Annotated in this window: 20 protein-coding genes, 2 tRNA genes and 1 rRNA gene; 6 read left to right on the top strand and 17 right to left on the bottom strand. The window is 61.8% G+C overall.

Annotated elements, in window-relative coordinates; translation table 11 throughout:
- Positions 1–203: 203 nt before the first annotated feature.
- The 4 genes from ACZ0AV_RS15240 to norR all read right to left on the bottom strand — a co-directional run bounded on the left by ACZ0AV_RS15240 (position 204) and on the right by norR (position 4178).
- Positions 204–279: transfer RNA gene (locus tag ACZ0AV_RS15240), tRNA-Ala, on the bottom strand.
- A 31-nt stretch (positions 280–310) separates the two neighbouring features.
- Positions 311–387 (bottom strand) — tRNA-Ile (locus ACZ0AV_RS15235).
- Positions 388–453: 66 nt separating this feature from the next.
- Positions 454–1990: ribosomal RNA gene (locus ACZ0AV_RS15230) — 16S ribosomal RNA — on the bottom strand.
- Positions 1991–2615: 625 nt separating this feature from the next.
- Positions 2616–4178, bottom strand: coding sequence for a nitric oxide reductase transcriptional regulator NorR (gene norR, locus ACZ0AV_RS15225; protein WP_499151803.1), 1563 nt, complete (start codon positions 4176–4178; stop codon positions 2616–2618).
- A 156-nt stretch (positions 4179–4334) separates the two neighbouring features.
- On the opposite strand from norR, the gene hmpA reads away from it, so the two are divergent.
- Positions 4335–5516, top strand: coding sequence for an NO-inducible flavohemoprotein (gene hmpA, locus ACZ0AV_RS15220; protein ID WP_499151802.1), 1182 nt, complete (start codon positions 4335–4337; stop codon positions 5514–5516).
- A gap of 46 nt (positions 5517–5562) precedes the next feature.
- Here the strand turns inward: hmpA and ACZ0AV_RS15215 are convergent, their stop codons facing one another.
- Both ACZ0AV_RS15215 and ACZ0AV_RS15210 read right to left on the bottom strand, forming a co-directional pair.
- Complete coding sequence (locus tag ACZ0AV_RS15215; protein WP_499151801.1) at positions 5563–6786, bottom strand: CaiB/BaiF CoA transferase family protein; 1224 nt, start codon at positions 6784–6786, stop codon at positions 5563–5565.
- 79 nt (positions 6787–6865) lie between these two features.
- Complete coding sequence (locus tag ACZ0AV_RS15210) at positions 6866–8047, bottom strand: acyl-CoA dehydrogenase (RefSeq protein WP_499151800.1); 1182 nt, start codon at positions 8045–8047, stop codon at positions 6866–6868.
- 153 nt (positions 8048–8200) lie between these two features.
- On the opposite strand from ACZ0AV_RS15210, the gene ACZ0AV_RS15205 reads away from it, so the two are divergent.
- Complete coding sequence (locus tag ACZ0AV_RS15205; RefSeq protein ID WP_499151799.1) at positions 8201–9100, top strand: LysR family transcriptional regulator; 900 nt, start codon at positions 8201–8203, stop codon at positions 9098–9100.
- 227 nt (positions 9101–9327) lie between these two features.
- Positions 9328–10503: a DUF5924 family protein gene (locus ACZ0AV_RS15200; protein ID WP_499153373.1), complete on the top strand. Its 1176-nt coding sequence runs from the start codon at positions 9328–9330 to the stop codon at positions 10501–10503.
- Between the two features lie 9 nt (positions 10504–10512).
- Here the strand turns inward: ACZ0AV_RS15200 and ACZ0AV_RS15195 are convergent, their stop codons facing one another.
- The 6 genes from ACZ0AV_RS15195 to ACZ0AV_RS15170 all read right to left on the bottom strand — a co-directional run bounded on the left by ACZ0AV_RS15195 (position 10513) and on the right by ACZ0AV_RS15170 (position 14433).
- Complete coding sequence (locus ACZ0AV_RS15195; protein WP_499151798.1) at positions 10513–11742, bottom strand: nucleoside recognition domain-containing protein; 1230 nt, start codon at positions 11740–11742, stop codon at positions 10513–10515.
- A 138-nt stretch (positions 11743–11880) separates the two neighbouring features.
- A complete protein-coding gene (locus tag ACZ0AV_RS15190; protein ID WP_499151797.1) occupies positions 11881–12342 on the bottom strand; it encodes an inhibitor of vertebrate lysozyme family protein in 462 nt (153 codons plus the stop codon).
- A 13-nt stretch (positions 12343–12355) separates the two neighbouring features.
- Positions 12356–12520: a DUF1328 domain-containing protein gene (locus tag ACZ0AV_RS15185; protein ID WP_013789335.1), complete on the bottom strand. Its 165-nt coding sequence runs from the start codon at positions 12518–12520 to the stop codon at positions 12356–12358.
- Between the two features lie 62 nt (positions 12521–12582).
- Positions 12583–12849, bottom strand: coding sequence for a hypothetical protein (locus ACZ0AV_RS15180; RefSeq protein WP_499151796.1), 267 nt, complete (start codon positions 12847–12849; stop codon positions 12583–12585).
- A gap of 218 nt (positions 12850–13067) precedes the next feature.
- Positions 13068–13499 (bottom strand): ferritin-like domain-containing protein, encoded by a 432-nt coding sequence (locus ACZ0AV_RS15175; protein WP_499151795.1) that lies wholly within the window; start codon positions 13497–13499, stop codon positions 13068–13070.
- Between the two features lie 82 nt (positions 13500–13581).
- Positions 13582–14433, bottom strand: a complete 852-nt coding sequence (locus tag ACZ0AV_RS15170; RefSeq protein WP_499151794.1) for a BON domain-containing protein — start codon at positions 14431–14433, stop codon at positions 13582–13584.
- 227 nt (positions 14434–14660) lie between these two features.
- On the opposite strand from ACZ0AV_RS15170, the gene algB reads away from it, so the two are divergent.
- Positions 14661–16004, top strand: a complete 1344-nt coding sequence (gene algB / locus ACZ0AV_RS15165) for a sigma-54-dependent response regulator transcription factor AlgB (protein WP_499151793.1) — start codon at positions 14661–14663, stop codon at positions 16002–16004.
- On the top strand, positions 16001–17785 hold the full coding sequence (locus ACZ0AV_RS15160) for a KinB sensor domain-containing domain (RefSeq protein ID WP_499151792.1): 1785 nt from the start codon (positions 16001–16003) through the stop codon (positions 17783–17785). Before algB ends, ACZ0AV_RS15160 begins: the two co-directional genes overlap by 4 nt.
- A gap of 54 nt (positions 17786–17839) precedes the next feature.
- Here ACZ0AV_RS15160 and ACZ0AV_RS15155 read toward each other — a convergent pair whose 3' ends face one another.
- Both ACZ0AV_RS15155 and ACZ0AV_RS15150 read right to left on the bottom strand, forming a co-directional pair.
- On the bottom strand, positions 17840–18622 hold the full coding sequence (locus tag ACZ0AV_RS15155; protein WP_499151791.1) for an N-acetylmuramoyl-L-alanine amidase: 783 nt from the start codon (positions 18620–18622) through the stop codon (positions 17840–17842).
- Positions 18619–19212 (bottom strand): MarC family protein, encoded by a 594-nt coding sequence (locus ACZ0AV_RS15150; RefSeq protein ID WP_499151790.1) that lies wholly within the window; start codon positions 19210–19212, stop codon positions 18619–18621. The genes ACZ0AV_RS15155 and ACZ0AV_RS15150 overlap by 4 nt, the downstream gene beginning before the upstream one ends.
- A 158-nt stretch (positions 19213–19370) precedes the next feature.
- Here ACZ0AV_RS15150 and ACZ0AV_RS15145 point away from each other — a divergent pair, with 158 nt between their 5' ends.
- Positions 19371–20789 carry a DASH family cryptochrome gene (locus ACZ0AV_RS15145; protein ID WP_499151789.1) on the top strand — a complete coding sequence of 473 codons (1419 nt, stop codon included), beginning with the start codon at positions 19371–19373 and terminating at the stop codon, positions 20787–20789.
- A gap of 77 nt (positions 20790–20866) precedes the next feature.
- Here ACZ0AV_RS15145 and ACZ0AV_RS15140 read toward each other — a convergent pair whose 3' ends face one another.
- From ACZ0AV_RS15140 to pstB, 3 genes are all read right to left on the bottom strand, one after another.
- Positions 20867–21769, bottom strand: coding sequence for a response regulator (locus ACZ0AV_RS15140; RefSeq protein ID WP_499151788.1), 903 nt, complete (start codon positions 21767–21769; stop codon positions 20867–20869).
- Positions 21770–21912: 143 nt separating this feature from the next.
- Positions 21913–22641: a phosphate signaling complex protein PhoU gene (phoU, locus tag ACZ0AV_RS15135; protein ID WP_499151787.1), complete on the bottom strand. Its 729-nt coding sequence runs from the start codon at positions 22639–22641 to the stop codon at positions 21913–21915.
- A gap of 169 nt (positions 22642–22810) precedes the next feature.
- Positions 22811–23644, bottom strand: coding sequence for a phosphate ABC transporter ATP-binding protein PstB (pstB, locus tag ACZ0AV_RS15130; RefSeq protein ID WP_499151786.1), 834 nt, complete (start codon positions 23642–23644; stop codon positions 22811–22813).
- Positions 23645–23666: the final 22 nt, after the last annotated feature.

Below are 23666 nucleotides of genomic sequence, written 5' to 3'. Positions count from 1 at the left end.
CGCCGAAAATTTGCACTTGAGAACAACGCAAATTTTACCTTGACCAAATTAATTACCAGTGAAAGTAATCAATCAGTCACTTCTATCACATACCCAAATTTTTAAAGAACGATTTTTCGACTGGTCAAAGACCAGAAATCAACACTCATCTGCCTAAACAGGAATGCTCATTTCTGAACTCTATACGCATCAACATCTGTAAGTGGTGGAGCCAAGCGGGATCGAACCGCTGACCTCCTGCGTGCAAGGCAGGCGCTCTCCCAGCTGAGCTATGGCCCCAAATACTTTCAAGGCCTGCACCCTCAACAATTGGTGGGTCTGGGCAGATTCGAACTGCCGACCTCACCCTTATCAGGGGTGCGCTCTAACCAACTGAGCTACAGACCCAATCGTCTTTCGCAATGAATCAAGCAATTCGTGTGGGTGCTTATGAATAAGCTGGGATCTTTCGATTAAGGAGGTGATCCAGCCGCAGGTTCCCCTACGGCTACCTTGTTACGACTTCACCCCAGTCATGAATCACACCGTGGTAACCGTCCTCCCGAAGGTTAGACTAGCTACTTCTGGTGCAACCCACTCCCATGGTGTGACGGGCGGTGTGTACAAGGCCCGGGAACGTATTCACCGTGACGTTCTGATTCACGATTACTAGCGATTCCGACTTCACGCAGTCGAGTTGCAGACTGCGATCCGGACTACGATCGGTTTTATGGGATTAGCTCCACCTCGCGGCTTGGCGACCCTTTGTACCGACCATTGTAGCACGTGTGTAGCCCTGGCCGTAAGGGCCATGATGACTTGACGTCATCCCCACCTTCCTCCGGTTTGTCACCGGCAGTCTCCTTAGAGTTCCCACCATAACGTGCTGGTAACTAAGGACAAGGGTTGCGCTCGTTACGGGACTTAACCCAACATCTCACGACACGAGCTGACGACAGCCATGCAGCACCTGTGTCTGAGTTCCCGAAGGCACCAATCCATCTCTGGAAAGTTCTCAGCATGTCAAGGCCAGGTAAGGTTCTTCGCGTTGCTTCGAATTAAACCACATGCTCCACCGCTTGTGCGGGCCCCCGTCAATTCATTTGAGTTTTAACCTTGCGGCCGTACTCCCCAGGCGGTCAACTTAATGCGTTAGCTGCGCCACTAAGTTCTCAAGGAACCCAACGGCTAGTTGACATCGTTTACGGCGTGGACTACCAGGGTATCTAATCCTGTTTGCTCCCCACGCTTTCGCACCTCAGTGTCAGTATCAGTCCAGGTGGTCGCCTTCGCCACTGGTGTTCCTTCCTATATCTACGCATTTCACCGCTACACAGGAAATTCCACCACCCTCTACCGTACTCTAGCTTGCCAGTTTTGGATGCAGTTCCCAGGTTGAGCCCGGGGCTTTCACATCCAACTTAACAAACCACCTACGCGCGCTTTACGCCCAGTAATTCCGATTAACGCTTGCACCCTCTGTATTACCGCGGCTGCTGGCACAGAGTTAGCCGGTGCTTATTCTGTCGGTAACGTCAAAATTGCAGAGTATTAATCTACAACCCTTCCTCCCAACTTAAAGTGCTTTACAATCCGAAGACCTTCTTCACACACGCGGCATGGCTGGATCAGGCTTTCGCCCATTGTCCAATATTCCCCACTGCTGCCTCCCGTAGGAGTCTGGACCGTGTCTCAGTTCCAGTGTGACTGATCATCCTCTCAGACCAGTTACGGATCGTCGCCTTGGTGAGCCATTACCTCACCAACTAGCTAATCCGACCTAGGCTCATCTATTAGCGCAAGGCCCGAAGGTCCCCTGCTTTCTCCCGTAGGACGTATGCGGTATTAGCGTTCCTTTCGAAACGTTGTCCCCCACTAATAGGCAGATTCCTAGGCATTACTCACCCGTCCGCCGCTGAATCAGGGAGCAAGCTCCCGTCATCCGCTCGACTTGCATGTGTTAGGCCTGCCGCCAGCGTTCAATCTGAGCCATGATCAAACTCTTCAGTTCAATACTGCATGGGTTTTGAGAAAACCCTAAACTTGGCTCAGCAATCGCAAACCTCTTTATTGCTAAAGAGTTAACTCTCGAATTAACGAGTGTTTACTTGTGATGCTGATAATCTTGCGATCCTCAGTCTTAACCCACAAGCACCCACACGAATTGCTTGATTCAGTTGTTAAAGAACGTTTGGTTAAGTCTTTCGTCTCAACCGAGGCGCGCATCTTACAGCAGCCTCATTTCCTGTCAAGCTGTTTTTGAAGAACTTTTTCTTTCTTCTCAACACCTTGCAGCACCCTACCAGATCATCTTCTCTCCAGCGGGAGGCGCATTCTACAGCGTTACAAACCGCTGTCAACCACCTCTTCAACCGCTTTCGATCCAACCTGATCGAGCCACCAACAGAGCACTCCAACCACCCTGTCGATGCCGGCGCATTCTACTCGAATTCGCCGTCCGTGCAACCCTTATTTTCCTCTAACTTCTTGTTTTGCAAGGAGTTTTCAGATCAGGCCGCGCCGGAAGTGGTGCGCATTATAGGCCGCCACAATTTCAGGTCAACCGTTAATTTCACCTAAGTGTAATAAAGCGGCTTTTTGGGTACCGTCTATATATAAGCAGCCTCTGCTGACAGCTATTTCAGCCCCAGGCGTTTCGCCAAGCGCTGCAGATTGGCGCGGTCCACATCCAACTCACGGGCTACCTCGGCCCAGCGGCCGGAATGGCGAGTCAATGCTGTCTCTATAAGGCGCCGCTGGTAATCATCCACCGCATCGCGCAGGCCCCTGCCTGCCGATGGCAGTTCGGCACCTGAGGCCAACGCACAGTTTTCTTCTTTATACGTAGCCGGAGAAGGCTGCAGATCCAGCGCGCCGCTATCGATGGTCAGAATCTGCGGACGCTCAGCGCTGGCTGACAGAGCCTTGATCGCTGCGCGGCCAATCAAGTGTTCCAGCTCTCGGACATTACCCGGCCAATCATGCTGCAACAGGGCTTGCTGAGCATCGGCAGCAAGACGCAGGCTGCGTAGCCCCAACCGCGCCCGATTGTCTTCGAGGAAGTAGCCGGCGAGCAGCAGCACATCGCGACCGCGCTCGCGCAGCGCCGGGACTTTCAGTGGATAGACGCTAAGGCGGTGATACAAATCCGCCCGGAAGCGCCCGGCACGCACTTCCTCGGCAAGGTCACGGTTGGTGGCAGCCAATACGCGCACATCGACACGATGCTCGCGGTCCGAGCCCACGCGCTGCAGCTGCCCACTCTGTAGCACACGCAGGAGCTTGGACTGGACTGCCAGCGGCAACTCGCCCACCTCGTCGAGAAACAGGGTGGCGCCATCGGCCACCTCGAACTTGCCGCGCCGCTCGCTTACAGCCCCCGAGAAGGCGCCGCGTACGTGACCGAACAGCTCGCTCTCCACCAGCGTGTCCGGCAGCGCCGCGCAGTTGATGCTGACCATTGGCCGCGTGGCCCGTGATGACGCCGCGTGCAGCGCTTCCGCAACCAGCTCCTTGCCTACGCCGGTCTCACCACTGATGAGCACGGTCAGATCACTGCCGCCGACCAGCTCGATCTCCTGCAGCAGCGCCTTGTGCCTCGGGCTCTGGCCGATCATCTCCCGCGGGCGCACGGCGTCCGCCGCTTGTTTATAGAGCTCGGCTCGTCGCTGTTCGTCTTCCACACGCCCCATCAGCAGGCTGATTCGCTCGCTGGCCGCGACCGTCGCAGCAGCAAGGCTGGCGAAAGCTTCCAGCATGCCAAGGTCAACCCGGCCGAAGCTGCTCGACTGCAGCGAGTCCAGGGTCAACAGCCCCCAGAGTTGCTCCTTTATATACAGCGGGCAACCCAGGCAGTCGTGCACCTCTAAATGACCGTGTTGCCCTTCGAGCAAACCGTCATAGGGATCAGGCAGCTCGCAGTCGGCGGCAAAGCGGGTAGGCCCACGATGTTGCAGCAGCTCATGTAGGCGCGGGTGCTCATTCACCTTGAAGCGTCGCCCCATGGTGTCGGGGCTAAGCCCTTCTACAGACAACGGCACCAGTACATCACCATCGAGCCTGAGCAGCGCGACGGCATCACAGGGGAACAGCTGGCGCAGCGCGGCCAGCAGTCGTCGATAGCGCTCGCCCTCCGGCAGGTCACGAGACAGGTCATCGACCAGCGGGAGCAAAGCGGCCAGCAGGGGATTCGAAGTCATTAAGACACCAAGAGAGTCATATCGACACAGCCAAGCAGAGGTCAAAACGACTCATAGCATAGGCAAGCCCAGTGTTCCAGCGGCCTGCAGAGTTGGCACGGTATCTGTAATGAGCAAAGCAGAAACATTTCATGCCTCGCGACAGGAACCCTGACCATGCTGACCAGCCAACAACGCACCATCATCAAAGCCACTGTCCCTTTACTGGAAACCGGCGGCGAAACCCTGACCCGACACTTCTACGCCATGATGCTCGAGGAATACCCGGAGGTACGCGTGTTGTTCAACCAGGCTCACCAGGCCAGCGGCGAACAGCAACGTGCACTCGCCAATGGCGTATTGATGTATGCGCGACACATCGATCAGCTCGAAGCCTTGGGCCCGCTGGTGGGGCGCATCGTCAACAAGCACGTGTCGCTGCAGATTCTGCCGGAGCACTACCCCATCGTTGGCAGCTGCCTGCTACGCGCCATCCGCGAAGTGCTCGGCGCAGAGATCGCCACCGACGAAGTGATCGAAGCCTGGGGCGCCGCGTATGGGCAGCTGGCAGAGATCCTTATTGGTGCCGAGGAAAGCGCTTACCGTGAACACGAACAGGCGCAGGGCGGCTGGCGGGGTTCGCGAGATTTCAAGGTGACCGCGAAAACGGTTGAGAGCGAGGAAATCACCTCGTTCCACCTGGCGCCTGTCGATGGCGGTGCGGTACTGATTCAGCAACCCGGTCAGTACATTGGCCTGCGCATGCTCATCGATGGTCAGGAGCAGCGCCGCAATTACTCGCTTTCCGCGCTCGGCAATGGCCGTGAGTACCGCATCAGCGTCAAGCGTGAGGCGGGCGGCAAGGTTTCCAACTACCTGCACGACCATGTCCTGATCGGCGACACCCTGGAGCTGTTCCCGCCGGCCGGCGACTTCGTGCTGCGTCAGTCGGATAAACCCCTGGCCTTGATCACCGCAGGCGTGGGCATCACTCCAGCCCTGACGATGGTCGAAGCCGCCCGCGAAAGTGGTCGGCCAATCCACTTCATTCACTACGCCCGCCATGGCGGCGTGCACGCTTTCAAGCAGTGGATCGAAGCGCAGTGCCGCGATTATCCGCAGATCAGCTACCGGGTTTGCTACAGCGCGCCGCGCGAGGGCGATCAGCCAAATGCCCAAGGAATGATCAGCCGCGAGCAGCTGGCCGAGTGGCTACCCGAGCAGCGCGATCTGGATGCCTATTTTCTGGGTCCCAAGCCGTTCATGGCTCAGGTGAAGCGCCACTTGCAGGAACTGGGGGTGCCGAGCGACCAGTGCCACTACGAGTTCTTCGGCCCGGCTGCCGAACTGGATGCCTGAAGCGTTCCGTGAACGCCCCGACCATGGTCGGGGCAAACCTGAAGAATCAAATCACGCCCTGGCTGCGCAGCATCGCGATCTGGCTGGTATCCAACCCCAGCACGTCGCTCAGTACTCGCTCGGTGTGCTCGCCTAACAGCGGCGGTGCCTGGCGGTATTCGACGGGGCTGGCCGAGAGCCGCAGCGGACTGGCGACCTGTGGCGTACTGCCAGCGAGTGGGTGCGGCAGGTCGATCCGCAAGCCGCGGGCGATGACCTGCGGGTCGGCGAATACCTGTTCAAGATCGTTGACCGGCCCACACGGCACGCCAGCGGCTTCCAGCACGCTGACCCATTCTGCAGTGGTACGGAACACGGTGACCTGACGGATCAGCGGAATCAGCTCGGCGCGGTGGGCGACGCGCTGACCATTGCTGGAGAAGCGCGGGTCGCTGCCCCACTCCACGTGCCCGGCCACTTCGCAGAACTTGCGAAACTGGCTGTCGTTGCCAACCGTGAGGATCAGGTCGCCATCGGCAGTCGGAAATGCCTGATACGGCACGATATTGGGGTGCGCATTGCCCAGGCGCTGCGGCGACACGCCGGTGGTGAGGTAATTCATCGCCTGGTTCGCCAGGCACGCCACCTGTACATCGAGCAGCGCCATGTCGATGTGCTGGCCTTCGCCGGACTTTTCACGGTGGGCCAGCGCCGCCAGTACGGCAACCGTGGCGTACAGGCCGGTAAGGATATCGGTCAGGGCGACGCCGACCTTGACCGGGCCGCCGCCCTCTCCACTTTCAGGATGCCCGGTGAGGCTCATCAGGCCGCCGAGCCCCTGGATCATGAAGTCGTAGCCGGCCCGTTTGGCGTACGGGCCGCTCTGACCGAAACCGGTGATGGAGCAATAGATCAGCCGCGGGTTGATCGCCTTGAGGCTGGCGTAATCCAGCCCGTAGGCAGCCAGCCCACCCACCTTGAAGTTCTCGATGAGGATGTCCGACTTGCTCGCCAATTCGCGCACCAGGCGCTGACCTTCCGCCTGGGTGAAGTCGAGGGTCAGCGATTGCTTGTTGCGGTTGGCCGAGAGGAAATAGGCGGCCTCGCTGGTATCGCGTCCCTCGTCGTCACGCAGGTAGGGCGGGCCCCAGTGGCGGGTATCGTCGCCAACCCGCGGGCGTTCGACCTTGATCACCTCCGCGCCGAGGTCGGCCAGGTTCTGCCCGCACCAGGGGCCAGCGAGTACGCGGGACAAGTCGAGCACGCGGAGATGGGACAGGGCACCGGACATATGCAAAGCAGCCTCGTGAGACGGTGACGCGAGGCGTCACGGGCGGCGTTCCCATGCCAAGCATGGGAACGATCAACAGTCAGAAGAACGCTTGAATGCCAGTCTGCGCGCGCCCGAGAATCAGCGCGTGCACGTCATGGGTGCCTTCGTAGGTGTTGACCACCTCCAGGTTGACCAGGTGGCGCGCCACGCCGAACTCGTCGCTGATGCCGTTACCGCCGAGCATGTCGCGTGCCATGCGCGCGACATCCAGCGCCTTGCCGCAGCTGTTGCGCTTCATGATCGAGGTGATTTCCACCGCCGCCGTGCCCTCGTCTTTCATTCTTCCCAGGCGCAGGCAGCCTTGCAGCGCCAGGGTGATCTCGGTCTGCATGTCGGCCAGCTTCTTCTGGATCAACTGGTTGGCGGCAAGCGGGCGGCCGAACTGCTGACGGTCCAGGGTGTACTGGCGTGCGGTGTGCCAGCAGGCTTCCGCTGCACCCAGCGCACCCCAGCTGATGCCGTAGCGAGCCGAATTCAGGCAGGTGAACGGGCCGCGCAGACCGCGTACGTCCGGGAAGGCGTTCTCTTCGGGGCAGAACACGTTGTCCATGACGATTTCACCGGTGATCGAGGCACGCAGGCCGACCTTGCCGTGAATCGCCGGGGCAGACAGGCCTTCCCAGCCTTTTTCCAGCACGAAGCCGCGAATCTCGCCAGCGTCATCCTTGGCCCAGACCACGAAGACATCCGCGATGGGCGAGTTGGTGATCCACATCTTGCTGCCACTCAGGCGATAGCCGCCGTCGACCTTCTTCGCCCGGGTGATCATCGCGCCGGGATCCGAGCCATGGTTGGGCTCGGTAAGGCCGAAGCAGCCGACGTATTCACCGGAGGCCAGCTTGGGCAGGTATTTCTGTTTGGTGGCTTCATTGCCGAACTCGAAGATCGGCACCATCACCAGCGACGACTGCACGCTCATCATCGAGCGGTAGCCGGAATCGATACGCTCCACTTCACGGGCAATCAGTCCGTAGCACACATAGTTGAGGCCGCTGCCACCGTAGGCTTCGGGGATGGTCGCGCCGAGCAGGCCGGTGTCGCCCATCTCGCGGAAGATCGCTGGATCGGTCTGTTCATGGCGGAAGGCTTCGAGCACCCGCGGCGCCAGCTTGTCGGCGGCGAACTGCTCGGCGCTGTCGCGCACCATGCGTTCTTCCTCGGTGAGCTGCTGATCAAGCAGCAGCGGGTCGATCCAGTTGAAGCTTGCCTTGGCGGCCATCGCGAAATCCTCGGGAAGTAACTCGTTGGGCTCAGCCTAAGAGCCTAGCGCGCTCCCGGCAAACGACTAATCCGCATGCTGTTGTGCGAAATACTCACTCCAAGGTAGCCTGAACTACCAATAAGCGCGTTAATCAGTGAGGCCTTCGCACATATGCGTCGCAAGATCCCCAGCACTGCGGCGCTGATCGCCTTCGAAGCCTCGGCCCGCCACCAAAGCTTTACCCGCGCAGCAGAAGAGTTGGCACTGACCCAGGGCGCGGTCTGTCGGCAGATCGCCGGGCTGGAGGAATTCCTGGGTGTAGCCCTGTTTCGCCGTTCCCGTCGCGGTGTGCTGCTCACCGAAGCGGGCACCGCCTATGCGGCCAGGGTCGCGGTCCAGCTCGATGCGGTTGAGCGCGACACCCTGGCACTGATGGGCGCCCAGGGTGCCATGAGCCTGGAGTTGGCCGTAGTGCCGACCTTCGCCACCCAATGGCTGCTGCCGCGGCTGAAGGATTTCCAGCGCTTGCGCCCGGAGGTCACCGTACACCTGACCAATCGCACCCGGCCGTTCCTGTTCGCCGACACCGGCTTCGACGCGGCGATCTACTTTGGCGACGGTGACTGGTCGGGTACCGATGTGCACTTCCTGATGCACGAGCACTTGATGCCCGTGTGCAGCCCTGCCCTGCTCGGCGGCCAGCCCGCCAGTGCCGAACGCATCGCCGAACTGCCGCTGCTGCAGCAGAGCACCCGCCCTTATGCCTGGCGCCAGTGGTTCGCGGCACAGGGCCTGAGCATTGGCCGCGACATGACCGGCCCGCGCCTGGAGCTGTTCTCCATGCTCGCCCAGGCGGCACGGCACGAGATGGGCGTGGCGTTGATCCCGCCGTTCCTGATCCAGCGCGAGCTGGCCGACGGCAGCCTGGTGATCGCCCTCGACAAGCCGGTGCCCGATGGCGGCCGGGCCTATTACCTGACCGTACCGGAGCGCAAGGTCGAGTCGGCGGCGCTCAAAGCCTTCCGCGACTGGCTGTTGGTTGAAGCCCGGCACTATGCGGCTTTGGTCTGAGCTGCGGTGGTGGCTGCGCAAGGCGGTAGCGTCGTTCGATCAGGTGGGTTCATGCCCGCCGACTGCTCACCTGATCGCCCGCGACGGGTGCATCTGTCACGCCTGATCGGTGGAGGCCTCATGCCTGAGCAAATGCAGTATCCTGCCCATCGTTCCAGACGACTTTCAGAGCTGCCTTGTCTCTAATCACCTCCAGCAAGAACCTCCTGCTCCGGATCATCGCGCTGATGCAGCGCCACCCGGGCGTCATCGCCATTTTCGGCTTTGCCTCCGGGGTCGCCAGTTTCGTGCTGGTCGACCGCCAGGCCGGGCTGGCCAAGGTGCTGGCCCTGGTATTGCTGGTCAGCTGGCTGTGGCTGATTCTGGAAAACGTGCTGCGCGAACGCATTGCCACGCGCTTCGGGTTCGAGCTGCCGCGGCCGTTGCTGCGGTATGCCACCCAGATGATCCACCAGGAAAGCCTATTCTTCGTCCTGCCGTTTTTCTTCATCACCACCACCTGGAACAGTAGCCAGGCCCTGTTCAGCGGGTTGCTGGCGGCCGCCGCACTGGTGTCGATCACGGATCCGCTGTACTACAAATGGCTGGCACCGCGGCGCTGGATCTTCCTCGCTTATCACACCCTGGCACTGTTCGCGGTGATGCTCACGGCGCTGCCGATCATCTTCAAGCTCAACACCACCCAGAGCTACCAGTATTCGCTGGCGGCCGCGGTGCTGCTGTCGTTCCCCAGCCTGTTCAGCATCATCACCGTGCGCAAATGGTGGCGCGGCCTGTTGCTGGTTGGCCTGACCCTGGCCATCGGCGCCTTTGGCTGGGTGACCCGCACCTGGGTGCCGCCGGCCACCCTATGGCTGACCGAAGTGGCGATCACCACCGAGTTCGACAACGAGAATCGCTCGCCCGGCGAAGGCATCGACCAACTGAGCGCCAGCCAGCTGCGCAGCACCGGCCTCTACGCCTACACGGCGATCAATGCACCGCGCGGCCTCGATGAACGCATCTATCACGTCTGGGAACACAACGGCCAGGAGCTGGAGCGCATCGCGCTGGATATCCACGGCGGGCGTGAAAAAGGCTACCGCGCCTGGACGCACAAGAAGAATTTCCCACAGGACGTGGAAGGTAACTGGCAGATCCAGGTGCTTACCGACGCAGGGCAGATGATCGGCGTACTGCGCTTCGAGGTCACCGCGGATGCCGGCGCGCCCGCAACCCCGTCAGCCAGCCAGGAAGAGGCCCCGGAGGATACGAAAGAAGAGGCCGCCGAGCCTTCTGCCGCCCCCCAAGAAAAGCCGCAGCAGCCGGCCGGCTCGCCGCCTGAACCGGCCGAGCAGGCCACGCCGAGCACCGAGCCTGATGCGGGGCCAGCGCAGCAGCCCGCCAGCCCGGCGGGCAGCTAACCACGTCGCTCAGCCAAAGAACCAGTAGCAGACCGAAATGGCGGCGATTACACCGGCCAGCTCAGCCAGTAGTGCGCAACCCACGGCATGCCGCGCACGCTGGATACCTACCGCACCGAAATATACTGCCAGCACGTAGAAAGTGGTCTCAGTGCTACCTTGAATGACCGCTGCCGCCAGCGCCGGGAAGCTGTCGACACCGTGGGTCTCCATGGTCTCGATCAGCATCGCGCGCGCCGCGCTGCCGGAGAATGGCTTGACCATGGCGGTGGGCAGCGCGTCGACGAAGCGGGTGTCCCAGCCGCCCCAGGCAACCACCCAGCGAATGCCGTCGAGTGCCAGCTCCAGCGCCCCGGATGCACGCAGCACACCCACCGCGCAGAGCATCGCCACCAGGTACGGCAGCAAGCTCTTGGCGACGTCGAAGCCTTCTTTAGCGCCCTCGATGAACTGTTCGTACACCTGCACCTTGCGCAGCGCACCGATGACCACGAAGGCCGTGATGATCCCGAACAGGGTGAGATTGCCGAGCAACGAGGACAGCGCCGCCAGCGCCGTGGCCGACATGCCGGCGAGCAGCGCCATGAAACCGCCGAGCAGCAACGCACCGGGGATCATGTAGGCCAGCACCACCGGGTCCCAGAGGCGCAGGCGCTGCATGATGGCCACGGAGAGCAGGCCGACCAGCGTGGAGGCGCTGGTGGCCAGCAGGATCGGCAGGAACACCAGCGTCGGGTCAGGCGCACCTTGCTGGGCGCGGTACATGAAGATGGTCACCGGCAGCAGGGTCAGCGACGAGGCATTGAGGACCAGAAAGAGGATCTGCGCGTTGCTTGCCGTGGTGCTGCTGGGGTTGAGATCCTGCAGGGCACGCATGGCCTTGAGCCCGATGGGCGTGGCGGCATTGTCCAGGCCCAGGCCATTGGCGGCGAAGTTCATGGTGATCAACCCAAGCGCGGGATGCCCACGTGGCACCTCCGGCATCAGGCGGGCAAACAGGGGGCCGAGCAGGCGCGCCATTGCATCCACAAGACCGGCTTTTTCCGCGATGCGCAGCAGCCCGAGCCACAGGGTCAGCGTGCCGAACAGCAGTACCATCACTTCGACTGACAGCTTCGCCATGGCGAACAGGCTTTCTACCATCGCGCCGAACACCGCCGGATCATCGGCCAGCAGCCAGCGACTGAGCCCCGCTACCGCCGCTACCACGAAAAAGCTCAGCCACAAGCCATTGAGCATAAGTCACCCCCTAAGTACAGAGCGGCTGATGATAGCGCGGCTGAACCGGGAAAGTGGAAGCGAGGGGAGTTTGAAAACAACAGGTGGCTGGCCGGGAGCCAGACAGAACAACGGCGCCAGAAGGCGCCGTCAGCAGCATCAGTACCAGTTGGGATCTTTCTTCAACTGTTCCTGAAGCAGTTGCTTGATCCCGTCGTCCGGCTCGCCGAGCCAGCGTAGATCAGCATGCTTGCTGGGGGTCTTGTCCTCGGGTAGCCCTTCGGGCAACTGCACCCAGAGTGCATAGGCATCGTCCTTGTCCCAACTGAAGGCGACATACAGGCGCTGATTGAAACAATTGGATGTTTCACACAAGCGCCCGACGAGATATTGGTCGCCATCTTCTTCCAGGGTCTTCATGGGCGTGGCCACACCGCTGAGGTTGATCACCCATTCGGGCAACCGCTCCTCGTCATGGATCAGCTCCTGCCACGCTTCACGGTAATCGGGATTGCTCCCGAGCAGCTCGTTCAGGCGGAATTCACCATCCATGTCGGCGGCCAAGGCCGCCGCGCTACCACCCAACATCAGGGCGGCAACGAGCGTCTTGAATCGATTCATCTTCATGATTCGCCTAGCCCCGAGGGCGACGGCCCATGATGAACGAAACGATGAACATGACCAGGAACACGACGAAAAGGATTTTCGCGATACCTGTGGCAGTGCCTGCGATACCACCGAAGCCCAGAACAGCAGCGACAATGGCGATGATCAGAAAGGTAATGGCCCAACTCAGCATGGCGTTTCTCCTTGGTTTTTTTGAGGTGTTGCGGATGAATCACTTGGAAATCAGTAGAAGATTCAGAATACCCAACGGGTCTGCTTGACCGGTGCCTCGACGGCCTCGGCACGGACCCAGTCGCCGGTGCTGTCAGCGCTGACCGTCTGCAGGGAAGCAGCCGCGCCGCCAGTCGCTGCGTGCTGCGAGTGAAGCTGCTGGACTTGACTGACGCCGTGCGCAGCGGTCACTTTCGCCTCGGGTGCCTTCAGCGACACGCCCAACAACAGGATCAGCACAGCGGCGACTGCCAGGGCCAGTATCTCGATGTGGGCGCGGTGAAGGTTCATCTGAATCTCCTCAAGTCTGGTGTCGAACGCCGTAGCGATCTTTCATGGTGGGGAGAATTGCAGCCTGCGTGCCAGTTTTCAGTAAAATTAAAGTCATTAAAAATCAGTGACTTACAAAACAAAAACAAGTGCCATCATTGGCAACCTGCACGATCCGGTTACAACTCTCGGGCGTTCTGCACGACACCAAAGGGCGGCACTTCCCTGTGCCCTCGGCCTCACATCGCGTTCTTGAGGTCGCGCATGCGCTCGTGGCACGCGCGCACCTTGGGCATTTCCACAGCCAGCAGCGCGCGTACATCCGGCTCAGCGCTTTCCAGAGCATCCTCGAAGGACTCGAGAATGCGGTCTTCGGCATCTTCCAGCTGCGCCACATAGGTGGCCTCTTCATCGCTCGAGAGCGTGGCCCGAGCATCGGCATACGCCTGGCGCAACTTGCCCGTCACCGTACCGCTCGACGTGGGTTCATCGTGGTTCGCCGCAATTTTCACGGCCAGCGCCTGGATGATCTGGTTCTTGGCCTGCGCCATGTCGCGGAACAAGGCCTGTAACCGCACATCCTTGACCTCGTCGTGGGCGTGCTCGTAAAAACGCTGGCCGTCACGCAGGATGGCGATGAGTTCATTCAGTTGCTCGGTCTTGCTGGTCATGGCGGTACTCCATTTCTATGAAGCAGCGCCCGAGTGGCGCTGCAGAACCGGCGGCCAAGGCGGCCGCCTTCCTTACTGCTGATCAGCTGGCGATGCGCAGCGCGTCGGCATCGACCCCGCGCACGCCGCGGATATTGCGTGCCGTTTCCACGGCCAGACGTTTCTCGGCATTGCTCAGCACGGTACCGCTGAGGCTCACGAAACCGTCGCGGGTATCGACCTTGATATTCAGGCTGTCGAGGTTGCGGCTATAGAGGAAGCTGGACGTCACCTTGCGGGTGATCCACGAATCGCTTATCGAGGCGGCGGCATCACTGGCGGCATTCTGAGCCTCCACCGCGGCACTGTCGGCGGTATTGATGCTGAGGTGGTTGTGCACCTCGCGCACCCCTTCGGTATGGGTTACGAGGTTACCGGCCAGCTCCTTGGCGACGGGCGTACCGGCATTGCCGCTGAGACTGACCACGCCGTTTTCGGCACGCACCTGGATATCGAGCCCCTCGGTGTTGCTGTTCCACAGCAGTTTGGACTTAACCGTGGCAGCCAGGGTGGCGTCGTCGAAGCGTTGTGCCAGGGTCTTGTCGGTGGGAATTCGCGGCTGCTCCTCGGCTAGCGGGACCTGCAGATGCGGATCGACTTCGATGAGGTTGTTCACCTCACCCACGCCGTCGATGATTTTCGCCAGCTCGGCGGCCAGTTCGCGCTCGGCGACATTTTCCACGGCGCCTGTCAGCGTTACCTTGCCAGCGTCTACCGCCACCTCGATCTCGAACGGATTGAGGTGGCGGTTGAGGGCAAAGGCGGTGTCGATCGCGCCTTGCTGCCGGGCATCGCTCAATTGCCGGGTAATATCGTCTTCTGCCGCCTGGGCAATGGGTGCCAGGCTGACGAGGGTGGCGATGGCCACGGCCAATGCGGATTGTCTCAACAACATGTAGCGACTCCTCCTGTGGCTCTAAAACTCCGCCTCACAGCGGAAAGAGCCCTGTCGCAAGCGTTGTGCCAGCACCAAAAAAAATAAAAACCAACTAAAATCAGCCGTTTAACTCCAACGCATGGCAGCCAGCCGCTTGCACGATGCAAGATGGAGTCATACTGGCCGTGCAACTTGCACGAAGATTTCTGGACTAATCTCTGCCATTCACCCCCACGGAGCACGAAATGGAAGCAACGGGTCAGAGCGGGCGCATTCTATTGGTCGACGACGAAGCGGCTATCTTGCGTACCTTCCGCTATTGCCTGGAGGACGAGGGCTACCAGGTCACCACCGCCAACAGCGCCGCGCAAACCGAGTCGCTGCTGCAACGGCAGGTGTTCGACATGTGCTTTCTCGACCTGCGCCTGGGGGACGAAAACGGCCTCGACGTGCTTGCGCAAATGCGCATCCTGGCGCCCTGGATGCGCGTGGTGATCGTCACCGCGCATTCGGCCATCGACAGCGCCGTGGATGCGATGCAGGCCGGCGCCGCCGACTACCTGGTCAAACCGTGCAGCCCGGATCAACTGCGCCTGGCAGCAGCCAAACAACTGGAGGTGCGCCAACTTTCCGCCCGCCTGGAAGCGCTGGAAGGGGAAGTGCGCAAGCCGAGCGACGGCATCGATTCGCACAGCCCGGCGATGATGGCGATTCTGGAAACCGCGCGGCAAGTCGCGGCTACCGACGCCAACATCCTGATCCTCGGCGAGTCGGGCACCGGCAAGGGTGAGCTGGCAAGGGCCATCCATGGCTGGAGCCGTCGGGCCAAGAAATCCTGCGTGACCATCAACTGCCCGTCGCTGACTGCCGAGCTGATGGAAAGCGAGTTGTTCGGCCACAGCCGCGGCGCCTTCACGGGCGCTAGCGAAAGTACCCTTGGCCGGGTCAACCAGGCCGATGGCGGCACTCTTTTTCTCGACGAGATCGGCGATTTTCCCCTGACACTGCAGCCAAAATTGCTGCGTTTCATCCAGGACAAGGAATACGAGCGGGTCGGTGATCCGGTGACCCGTCACGCTGATGTACGCATCCTCGCGGCCACCAACCGCGACCTGGCCGAAATGGTCAAGGAAGGGCATTTCCGTGAGGATCTGCTGTACCGTCTGAACGTCATCACCCTCAATCTGCCGCCCCTGCGTGAGCGCGCAGACGACATCCTGACCCTGGCGGACCGCTTCCTGGCGCGATTCGTCAAAGACTACGCGCGCCCGGCTAGGGGCTTCAGTGAAGAGGCGCTCAAGGCCCTGCTCGATTACCAGTGGCCCGGCAATATCCGCGAGCTGCGCAACGTCATCGAACGCGCCAGCATCATCTGCCCCGGCGAGTGGGTGGATGTCGCACACCTGGGCATGAGCGCGCCAACCACCAGCAGCGCCCCGCGTGTAGGGGCCGACCTCAGCCTGGAAGAGCTGGAGAAGGCACATATTTCGGCAGTCCTGGCCAACAGCGACACCCTCGACCAAGCGGCCAAGACGCTGGGCATCGACGCCTCGACGCTGTACCGCAAGCGTAAGCAGCTCGGCTTGTGAAACTGCGCAGCAAGCTGTTTCTCAGCACCAGCGCCCTGCTCACGGTCGCCCTCCTTGGGTTGATCCTGGGCATTTTCAGCGTGCTGCAGTTGACCCAGTCGCAAAGCCGTACGCTGGCGCACAACCTTGACGTCATCAGTGACAGCCTCGACCTGCGCCAGGAGCTGGGCAAGCAGTTGTTCCTGATGCTCGGCGAGGACTTCAACGAGGATACGGTGCAGAGCCTGAAGGTGTCCGATCAGCGTATCCGTGAATGGATCCGTGATGGTCTGCACAACAGCGTGACCGAGACTGATCGCCAGGCAATCCTCGAGATCCAGGCGGCATACCAGAAATTCGGCAGCCTGCTCGACGACCCCATGACCGTACGCCACCAGCTGCTGACCAACGATGATTTCGCCAAGACCATCGAGACCGTGCGCGACCGCCTCAATGCCCTGCAAGTGAGCTATGTGAAGGCCGTGCAGGAGTCCGAGGTTCACGCCCGCGAGCGTGCCTGGCTGATCGCCGGGCTACTGGGGCTGGTAGGCCTCGCCGTACTGGTGATCGGCTTCATCACTGCACACACCATCGCCAAGCGAGTGGGCCAGCCCATCGACGCGCTGGCTCGCGCCGCCGACCAGATCGGCCGGGGCGATTTCCAGGTCACGCTGCCCATTACCCCGGTAGCCGAATTGTCCGCCCTAAGCCGTCGTTTCGGGCTCATGGCCGAGAGCCTGCGCCAGCTCAAGAGCAGCAATATCGAAGCGTTGATGGCTGAGCAGCATCGCCTCCAGGCGGTACTGGACAGCATCGACGATGGCTTGCTGATTTTCGGCCGGGACGGCCTGCTTGAGCATTTCAATCCGGTTGCCCAGCGTCAGCTAGGCTGGCACGACCAACCATTGGGCCAGAGCCCCAGCGAGGCCCTGGCGCGGCCTGAGCTCGATGATCAGCTGCAGCATGTATTGCAGGGCCATAGCCTTGAGCAGCGGCTGGCGGATCTACAGGTCGAGGCGAACGGAGAGACCCGTCTGCTCAACTACAGCCTTACGCCGGTCAGCCAGAGCCAGGGGCACATCCTCGGTGCGGTCATGGTCCTGCACGACGTCACCGAACAACGTGCCTTCGAACGTGCTCGCAACGAGTTCGTACTACGCGCCTCCCACGAACTGCGCACGCCGGTCACCGGGATGCACATGGCGTTCGGGCTGCTACGTGAGCGCAGCACGTTTGCCGAGCAATCGCGCGAAGCCGATCTGGTGCGCATCGTAGATGAGGAAATGGAACGGCTGGTGCACCTGATCGAGGACCTGCTGAATTTCTCCCGCTACCAGAGCGGCGTGCAGAAGCTCGAACTGGCGCCCTGCGACATTCCCGACCTGCTCGAGCAGGCGGTCAACCGGCACGCCGGCAAAGCCCGAGCGCGGCAGGTCGACCTGATGCTCGAGACCGGCGAGGCGCTTCCGCGTATTCATCTCGACCGCGCACAGATCGACCGCGTGCTCGACCACCTGATCGACAATGCCCTGCGCCACAGCCCGGAAGCCGGAACCATCCGCCTGTTGGCCCAGCGCCAGGATGATCGCCTGCTAATCAGCGTGGAAGATCAGGGTGAGGGCATCGCCTACGGCCAGCAGGCCAGGCTGTTCGAACCGTTCGTACAGATCGGTCGCAAGAAAGGCGGCGCCGGATTGGGGCTGGCGCTGTGCAAGGAAATCATCCAGCTGCATGGCGGCCGAATCGGCGCAGAGTCCCAGCCTGGCCTGGGCGCGCGCTTTCATATGGCGCTGCCCCTGTAACCCAGCCAGGCCCGGGCACCCGTTCAGGTGGTGCCTGGGCCCGTTACCACACCCTCAGGATTTGGCCATGCGGTTGAGCACCAGCAGCAGTGCTGCCGTTTCCGCATCCGGCTGACCATCGTAGAGGGCTTGCCGGTATTTCATCTGGAAGGCGCGAATCACGTTGCGCGTGGCCTCGTCGAGCACCCCACTGGTCGGCGCCTCATAGCCCTGCTCGGCCAACTGCCGCTGAAACCACTCGATGCTCGGCGGGGCGACGCTGAACGCAGCCTGCTCACGGGCGACCGCGGCTGCATCCGGCCAGGGCATCAGGCCGGCATCGGCCAGCTGTTTCCAGGGAAACAGCGGGCCCGGATCGACCTTGCGCTGCGGCGCGATATCGCTATGCCCGATGATGCTGCCTGGCGGCAGCTGATGACGTTGCATGATGTCCCTGAGCAGTATGATCAGCGTGTCGATCTGCTGCTGGGCATAGGGCTGCCAGTAACGGCCCCTGGGCGTGTCGAAATAGCCCTGATTGATCAGTTCGATACCGATGGTGGTGCCGTTGAGCCAGGTGCGCCCTTGCCACTCGCTGACGCCCGCGTGCCAGGCACGACGGTTTTCGTCCACCAGTTGATAAATGGTCGGCGGCACGGCATTGATCAGGTAATGCGCGCTGACTTCTTCCTTGGTCAACAGCTCCAGAGAGCGCGGCAGGTCGGCCGAGGTGTAGTGCAGCACGATGTACTGCACGCGGCTGCTCTGGCCACTGGCGGTGTAGCTGTGGTCGATGCGCGGGCCGCTGCTGCAGGCGGTCAGCAGGAGGGTGAACAAGGCAAGGCTGAAGAATTTCATGGCTGGATATGCAATACACTTTGGAGATTGTCCAGCAGCATGTCGACGCTGAGCATGATCAACAGCATGCCCATCAGTCGCTCCACTGCTATCAGCCCGCGAGGGCCAAGGAACCGCTGCAGCGTCGATGCCTGCAGCAGGATGAAGGCGGTGGCGGCCCAAGCCAGCAACACCGCCACGTAAAGCTCCCAGAGTTGGCCCTCGTGGGTGTTGCGCAAGGTCATCAGCACGGCCAGGGCGGAGGGCCCGGCTACGGCGGGGGTGGCCAGCGGAACCAGCATCGGCTCGCCATCCGGCACATCACCCAGCAACCCCTGCGGGCTGGGGAAAATCAGCCGCATGGCAATGACGAACAGGATGATACCTCCGGCAATCGCGGTTGCCTCGCGTGACAGGCCCAGCCCGCTGAGCACTTTGTCACCAAAGGTAAGAAACAGCATCAGCAGGCCCAGTGCGAACAGCAGCTCGCGGGCGGCGACCCGGAAGCGGCGCTCGGGGGCGACGTTCTTCAACGCAGCGATGTAGATGGCGATGTTGCCGAACGGGTCGGTGACCAGAAAGATCAGAATGGCGATGCTGACGATGTCCATGCACTAGGGCTCCTGGGAACAGCCGCACAGTCTAGTGGCTGCGACTGCCCGCGTCAGTCGGCAATGCGCCGTCGTCAGCCATTGAATGCCGCCGGACGGCGCTGAACTTGTCGTACCTCACTGCGATCCATATGCGGTCAACCATGAGGGAACATGCCATGCGCGCGCTGCTTTGGTTCAAACAGGACCTACGCCTCGATGATCACCCCGCCCTGCAGGCAGCCCTGAGCGCCAACCACCTGTTGCCGCTGTACGTGCTCGACCCGGCCATGTTGCAACTCGACGAGTTCGGCAGCCGGCGCATCGGTGTGCACCGTGCGCGGTTCCTGCTGGAAAGCCTGGCGGCGCTCGACAGCGCTCTGCGCCAGCGCGGCTCCAGGCTGCTGGTGGTGACCGGCAAGCCGGAAGAGGTGGTCGTGCAGATGGTCGAACAGTTCGACCTGCAGCAGGTGCTGACCCTCGACGAGATCGCCCCTCAGGAGCTGGCCGTGCTGAGCCGTGTGCGCGACAGCCTGGGCGGCGTGCCGCTGCGCACCGCACAGGGCAACGGCCTGTTCAGTAAAGCCGAACTGCCCTGCCCGCTCGCCCAGTTGCCAGCCGTGTACAGCCAGTTCAGGGCGCTGATCGAAACACGCCAGTACGTGTTCCAGCCCCAGCCGGCGCCGGAGCTGCTGCCGCCGCTGCCAGACGGTGCCGATGCGGCGGCGTTCGGCTTGCCAACCCAGTCGCAGTTCGGTCTGGGCGATGCCGCGAGTATCGCGCCCAGCGCGTTCCCCTTCTCGGGCGGTGAAATTGCCGCCCAGGCACGCCTGCGTGACTACCTCTGGGACAGCCAGGGCGTGCGCAACTACAAAGAAACCCGCAACGGCATGATCGGCAGCGAGTATTCCTCCAAGTTCTCGCCCTGGCTGGCCAATGGCAGCCTGTCGCCGCGACGCACGGCTGCGGAGCTGCGCCGCCATGAAGCACTCTACGGTGCCAACGAGTCCACCTACTGGCTATGGCTGGAGCTGCTGTGGCGCGAATTCTTCCGCTGCACGCTGCAACGCCACGGTCAGGCGCTGTTCGAAGCGGGCGGACTGAAGGCGACCGAGCGCGCGCCGCGGCAGGTCGACGAGCGCTTCGAGCACTGGACCCAGGGGCGCACTGGCATGCCATTGGTGGACGCCAACATGCGCGAGCTGATCGCCACCGGATTCATGTCCAACCGTGGTCGACAGGTGGTAGCCAGTTATCTGGTCAGCGACCTGCAGCAGGACTGGCGCCATGGCGCTGCCTGGTTCGAGGAGCACCTGATCGACTATGACCCCGCCAGCAACTGGGGCAATTGGGCCTACCTCGCCGGCGTGGGCAGCGATCCCCGCCTCAAGCGCATGTTCAACGCGCTCAAGCAGGCTCGCCAGTACGACCCGCAGGGCGAGTACGTCAGCCTGTGGATTCCGGAACTGCGCAGCCTGCCCGAGCACCTGCGGCATACGCCGTTTCTCTTGCCGCACCTGCAACTGGAGGCGATCAATTACCCGCGCCTGGAGCAGATTCCGGACTCCTGGCAGCCGCACCTGCACAACGTGGCCTAGCAGAAGTCAGGCAGCGAAAAGGCCGAGCGCTCATGCGACTCGGCCTTTTTTACGCAGCCGCTGCAACCCGATGTGGCTCAGCCGCCAGGGGTGAAATGCTTCTGGGTGGTACCACGGGCGATCAGCCGCGACAGGTAGTCGAGCTTCTGCGGGTCACGGTCGACGAAACGCAACACGACCTGCAGCCACTCGCTGTCCGGTTTGGGTTCGAACGCCGCCACGCTGTGCAGGTAACCGTTGAGGCGCGCCACTTCCGACGACTCGCCCTGTTCCAGGTCGAGCACCACGCTTTCCAGCACCTGGGGAATAAGGTCACCACGCTTGACCACCAACAGCGCCTCCTTGAGGCTCAAGGCCTTGACCACGCACGCCATGGTGCCACCCGGCAGGCGCAACTGCCCCTGGCTGCGGCCCATCGGCGTGCTGGGTGCCGCTTTGCTCGCCGGTGGGCTGGCGCTGAATGCGGCGGCTGGCTGCACGGCGGCGGCGGGACGCACCACATCGGTCTTGCCGCCCGTCAGGGCAGCCAGAGAATCATTGGCGAAGGCGCCGCTGCCGAGCATTTTCGGCGGCGCAGCGGACATCAGCGCAGCCAGCTTGCCGGCGCGCTGCAGGGCTTTCTTGACCTTGGTGATCAGCTGCTCGTTGGAAAACGGTTTGCCGATGAAGTCCGAGACGCCAGCCTGAATGGCCTGCACGACGTTCTCCTTGTCGCCACGGCTGGTGACCATGATGAACGGCACGCCTTTCAGCGACTCCTGCTCGCGGCACCACTGCAGCAGCTCAAGACCGGACATCTCCGGCATTTCCCAATCACAGAGGATCAGGTCGATCGGACTACGCCCGAGCACCTGCTGGGCCTTGCGCCCATTGACCGCCTCCTCGATCTGAATGCCGGGAAGGTGGTCTCGTAGCCCCTTCTTCACCAGATCGCGGATAAAGGTGGCGTCGTCCACCACCAGCACACTGACTTTGCTCATCGACCACTCCCTCGAATGCTCATTAGCATAGTCGGGAGCACCAGCCTAAGGCCAACACTAAAGCGTAACGCGTCGGCGCCACGCGCAGGAGGGCAGGCGGCAGCGGCCGTCCAACCTTGCGCGGCACGCCGCGGCGACCGGCATCACTCCTTGGCGCCGCCCTGCACTTCTTCCTGCATGCGGGTCAGGCCGATGTGCTTGACGTCGGTACCGCGCACCAGATAGATCACCAGTTCGGCAATGTTGCGCGCGTGGTCGCCGATACGCTCGAGCGAGCGCAGGGCCCAAATCACGTTGAGCACGCGGGAGATCGAGCGCGGGTCTTCCATCATGTAGGTGACCAGTTCACGCAAGGCCGTCTTGTATTCGCGGTCGACGGTCTTGTCGTATTGCGCCACCGACAGCGCCAGGTCGGCGTCGAAACGGGCGAAAGCGTCGAGCGCCTGCTGGACCATCTTGCGTACCTGGTCGCCGATGTGGCGAACCTCGACGTAGCCGCGCGGCGATTCGCCTTCCTCGGTCAGCAGAATGGCACGCTTGGCGATCTTGGTGGCTTCGTCGCCGATGCGCTCCAGGTCGATCACCGACTTGGAAATGCTGATGATCAGGCGCAGATCCGATGCCGCCGGCTGGCGACGGGCGAGAATGCGTACGCACTCCTCGTCGATGTTGCGCTCCATCTGGTTGATCTGGTCATCGATCTCGCGGACCTGCTCGGCCAGGCCGGAATCGGCCTCGATCAGCGACGTGACCGCATCGTTGACCTGCTTCTCGACCAGGCCCCCCATGGCCAGAAGGTGGCTGCGCACTTCTTCCAGCTCGGCGTTGAACTGCTGGGAAATGTGGTGGGTCAGGCTGTCTTTGTTGATCATCTTGTCTCGCTCCGCGAAAGCTACGGCTTGAGTGGCCATGGTGCGCACAGCCTGGACGGCCCCGCACCCTCCTCGTTTGTCTTGGCACTAGGCCGGAAAATGTTGCTGGCGATGGGTGCGCTGGCGGTACGACTACGCCCCGCGCGCCCGAAACGTCAGTGCCCTGGCCTCAGCCGTAACGGCCGGTGATGTAGTCTTCGGTCTGCTTCCTGGCCGGGTTGGTGAACAGCGCATCGGTGTCACCGAACTCGATCAGCTTGCCCATGTACATGAAGGCCGTGTAGTCGGACACTCGCGCGGCCTGCTGCATGTTGTGGGTCACGATGACGATGGTGTACTTGGATTTCAGCTCGTAGATCAGCTCCTCGACCTTCAGGGTGGAGATCGGGTCGAGTGCCGAGCAGGGTTCGTCGAGCAACAGCACTTCGGGCTGTACCGCGACGGTGCGGGCGATCACCAGACGCTGCTGCTGGCCACCGGACAGGCCCAGCGCGGACTCGTGCAGACGGTCCTTGACCTCGTCCCACAGCGCCGCGCTCTTCAGGCCCCATTCCACGGCTTCGTCGAGCACGCGCTTCTGGTTGATGCCCTGGATGCGCAGGCCGTAGACCACGTTCTCGTAGATGCTCTTGGGGAACGGGTTGGGCTTCTGGAACACCATACCGACGCGGCGACGCAGCTCGGCAACATCCTCGCCCTTGCGGTAGATGTTGCGGCCGTCGATGTTGATCTCGCCTTCCACGCGGCAGCCGTCGACCAGATCGTTCATCCGGTTGAAGGTGCGCAGCAGGGTCGACTTGCCGCAGCCAGACGGGCCGATGAAGGCGGTCACGCGCTGCTTGGGAATGTTCATGTTGACGTCGAACAGCGCCTGCTTGTCGCCGTAGTACAGGTTCAGGCCCGGTACTTCGATGGCCACGGTTTCGTTGGCCAGGTTCAGGCTCTGCTTGTCACGGCCCAGGGCCGAGATGTCGATGCCGTGAGATGCGGTTTCGTGTTGCATGAGTAATCTCCTTCGGGGCTAC

Source organism: Pseudomonas sp. AC532 (genome assembly GCF_979258965.1).
This window is presented reverse-complemented; position numbering and strand designations above follow the sequence as displayed.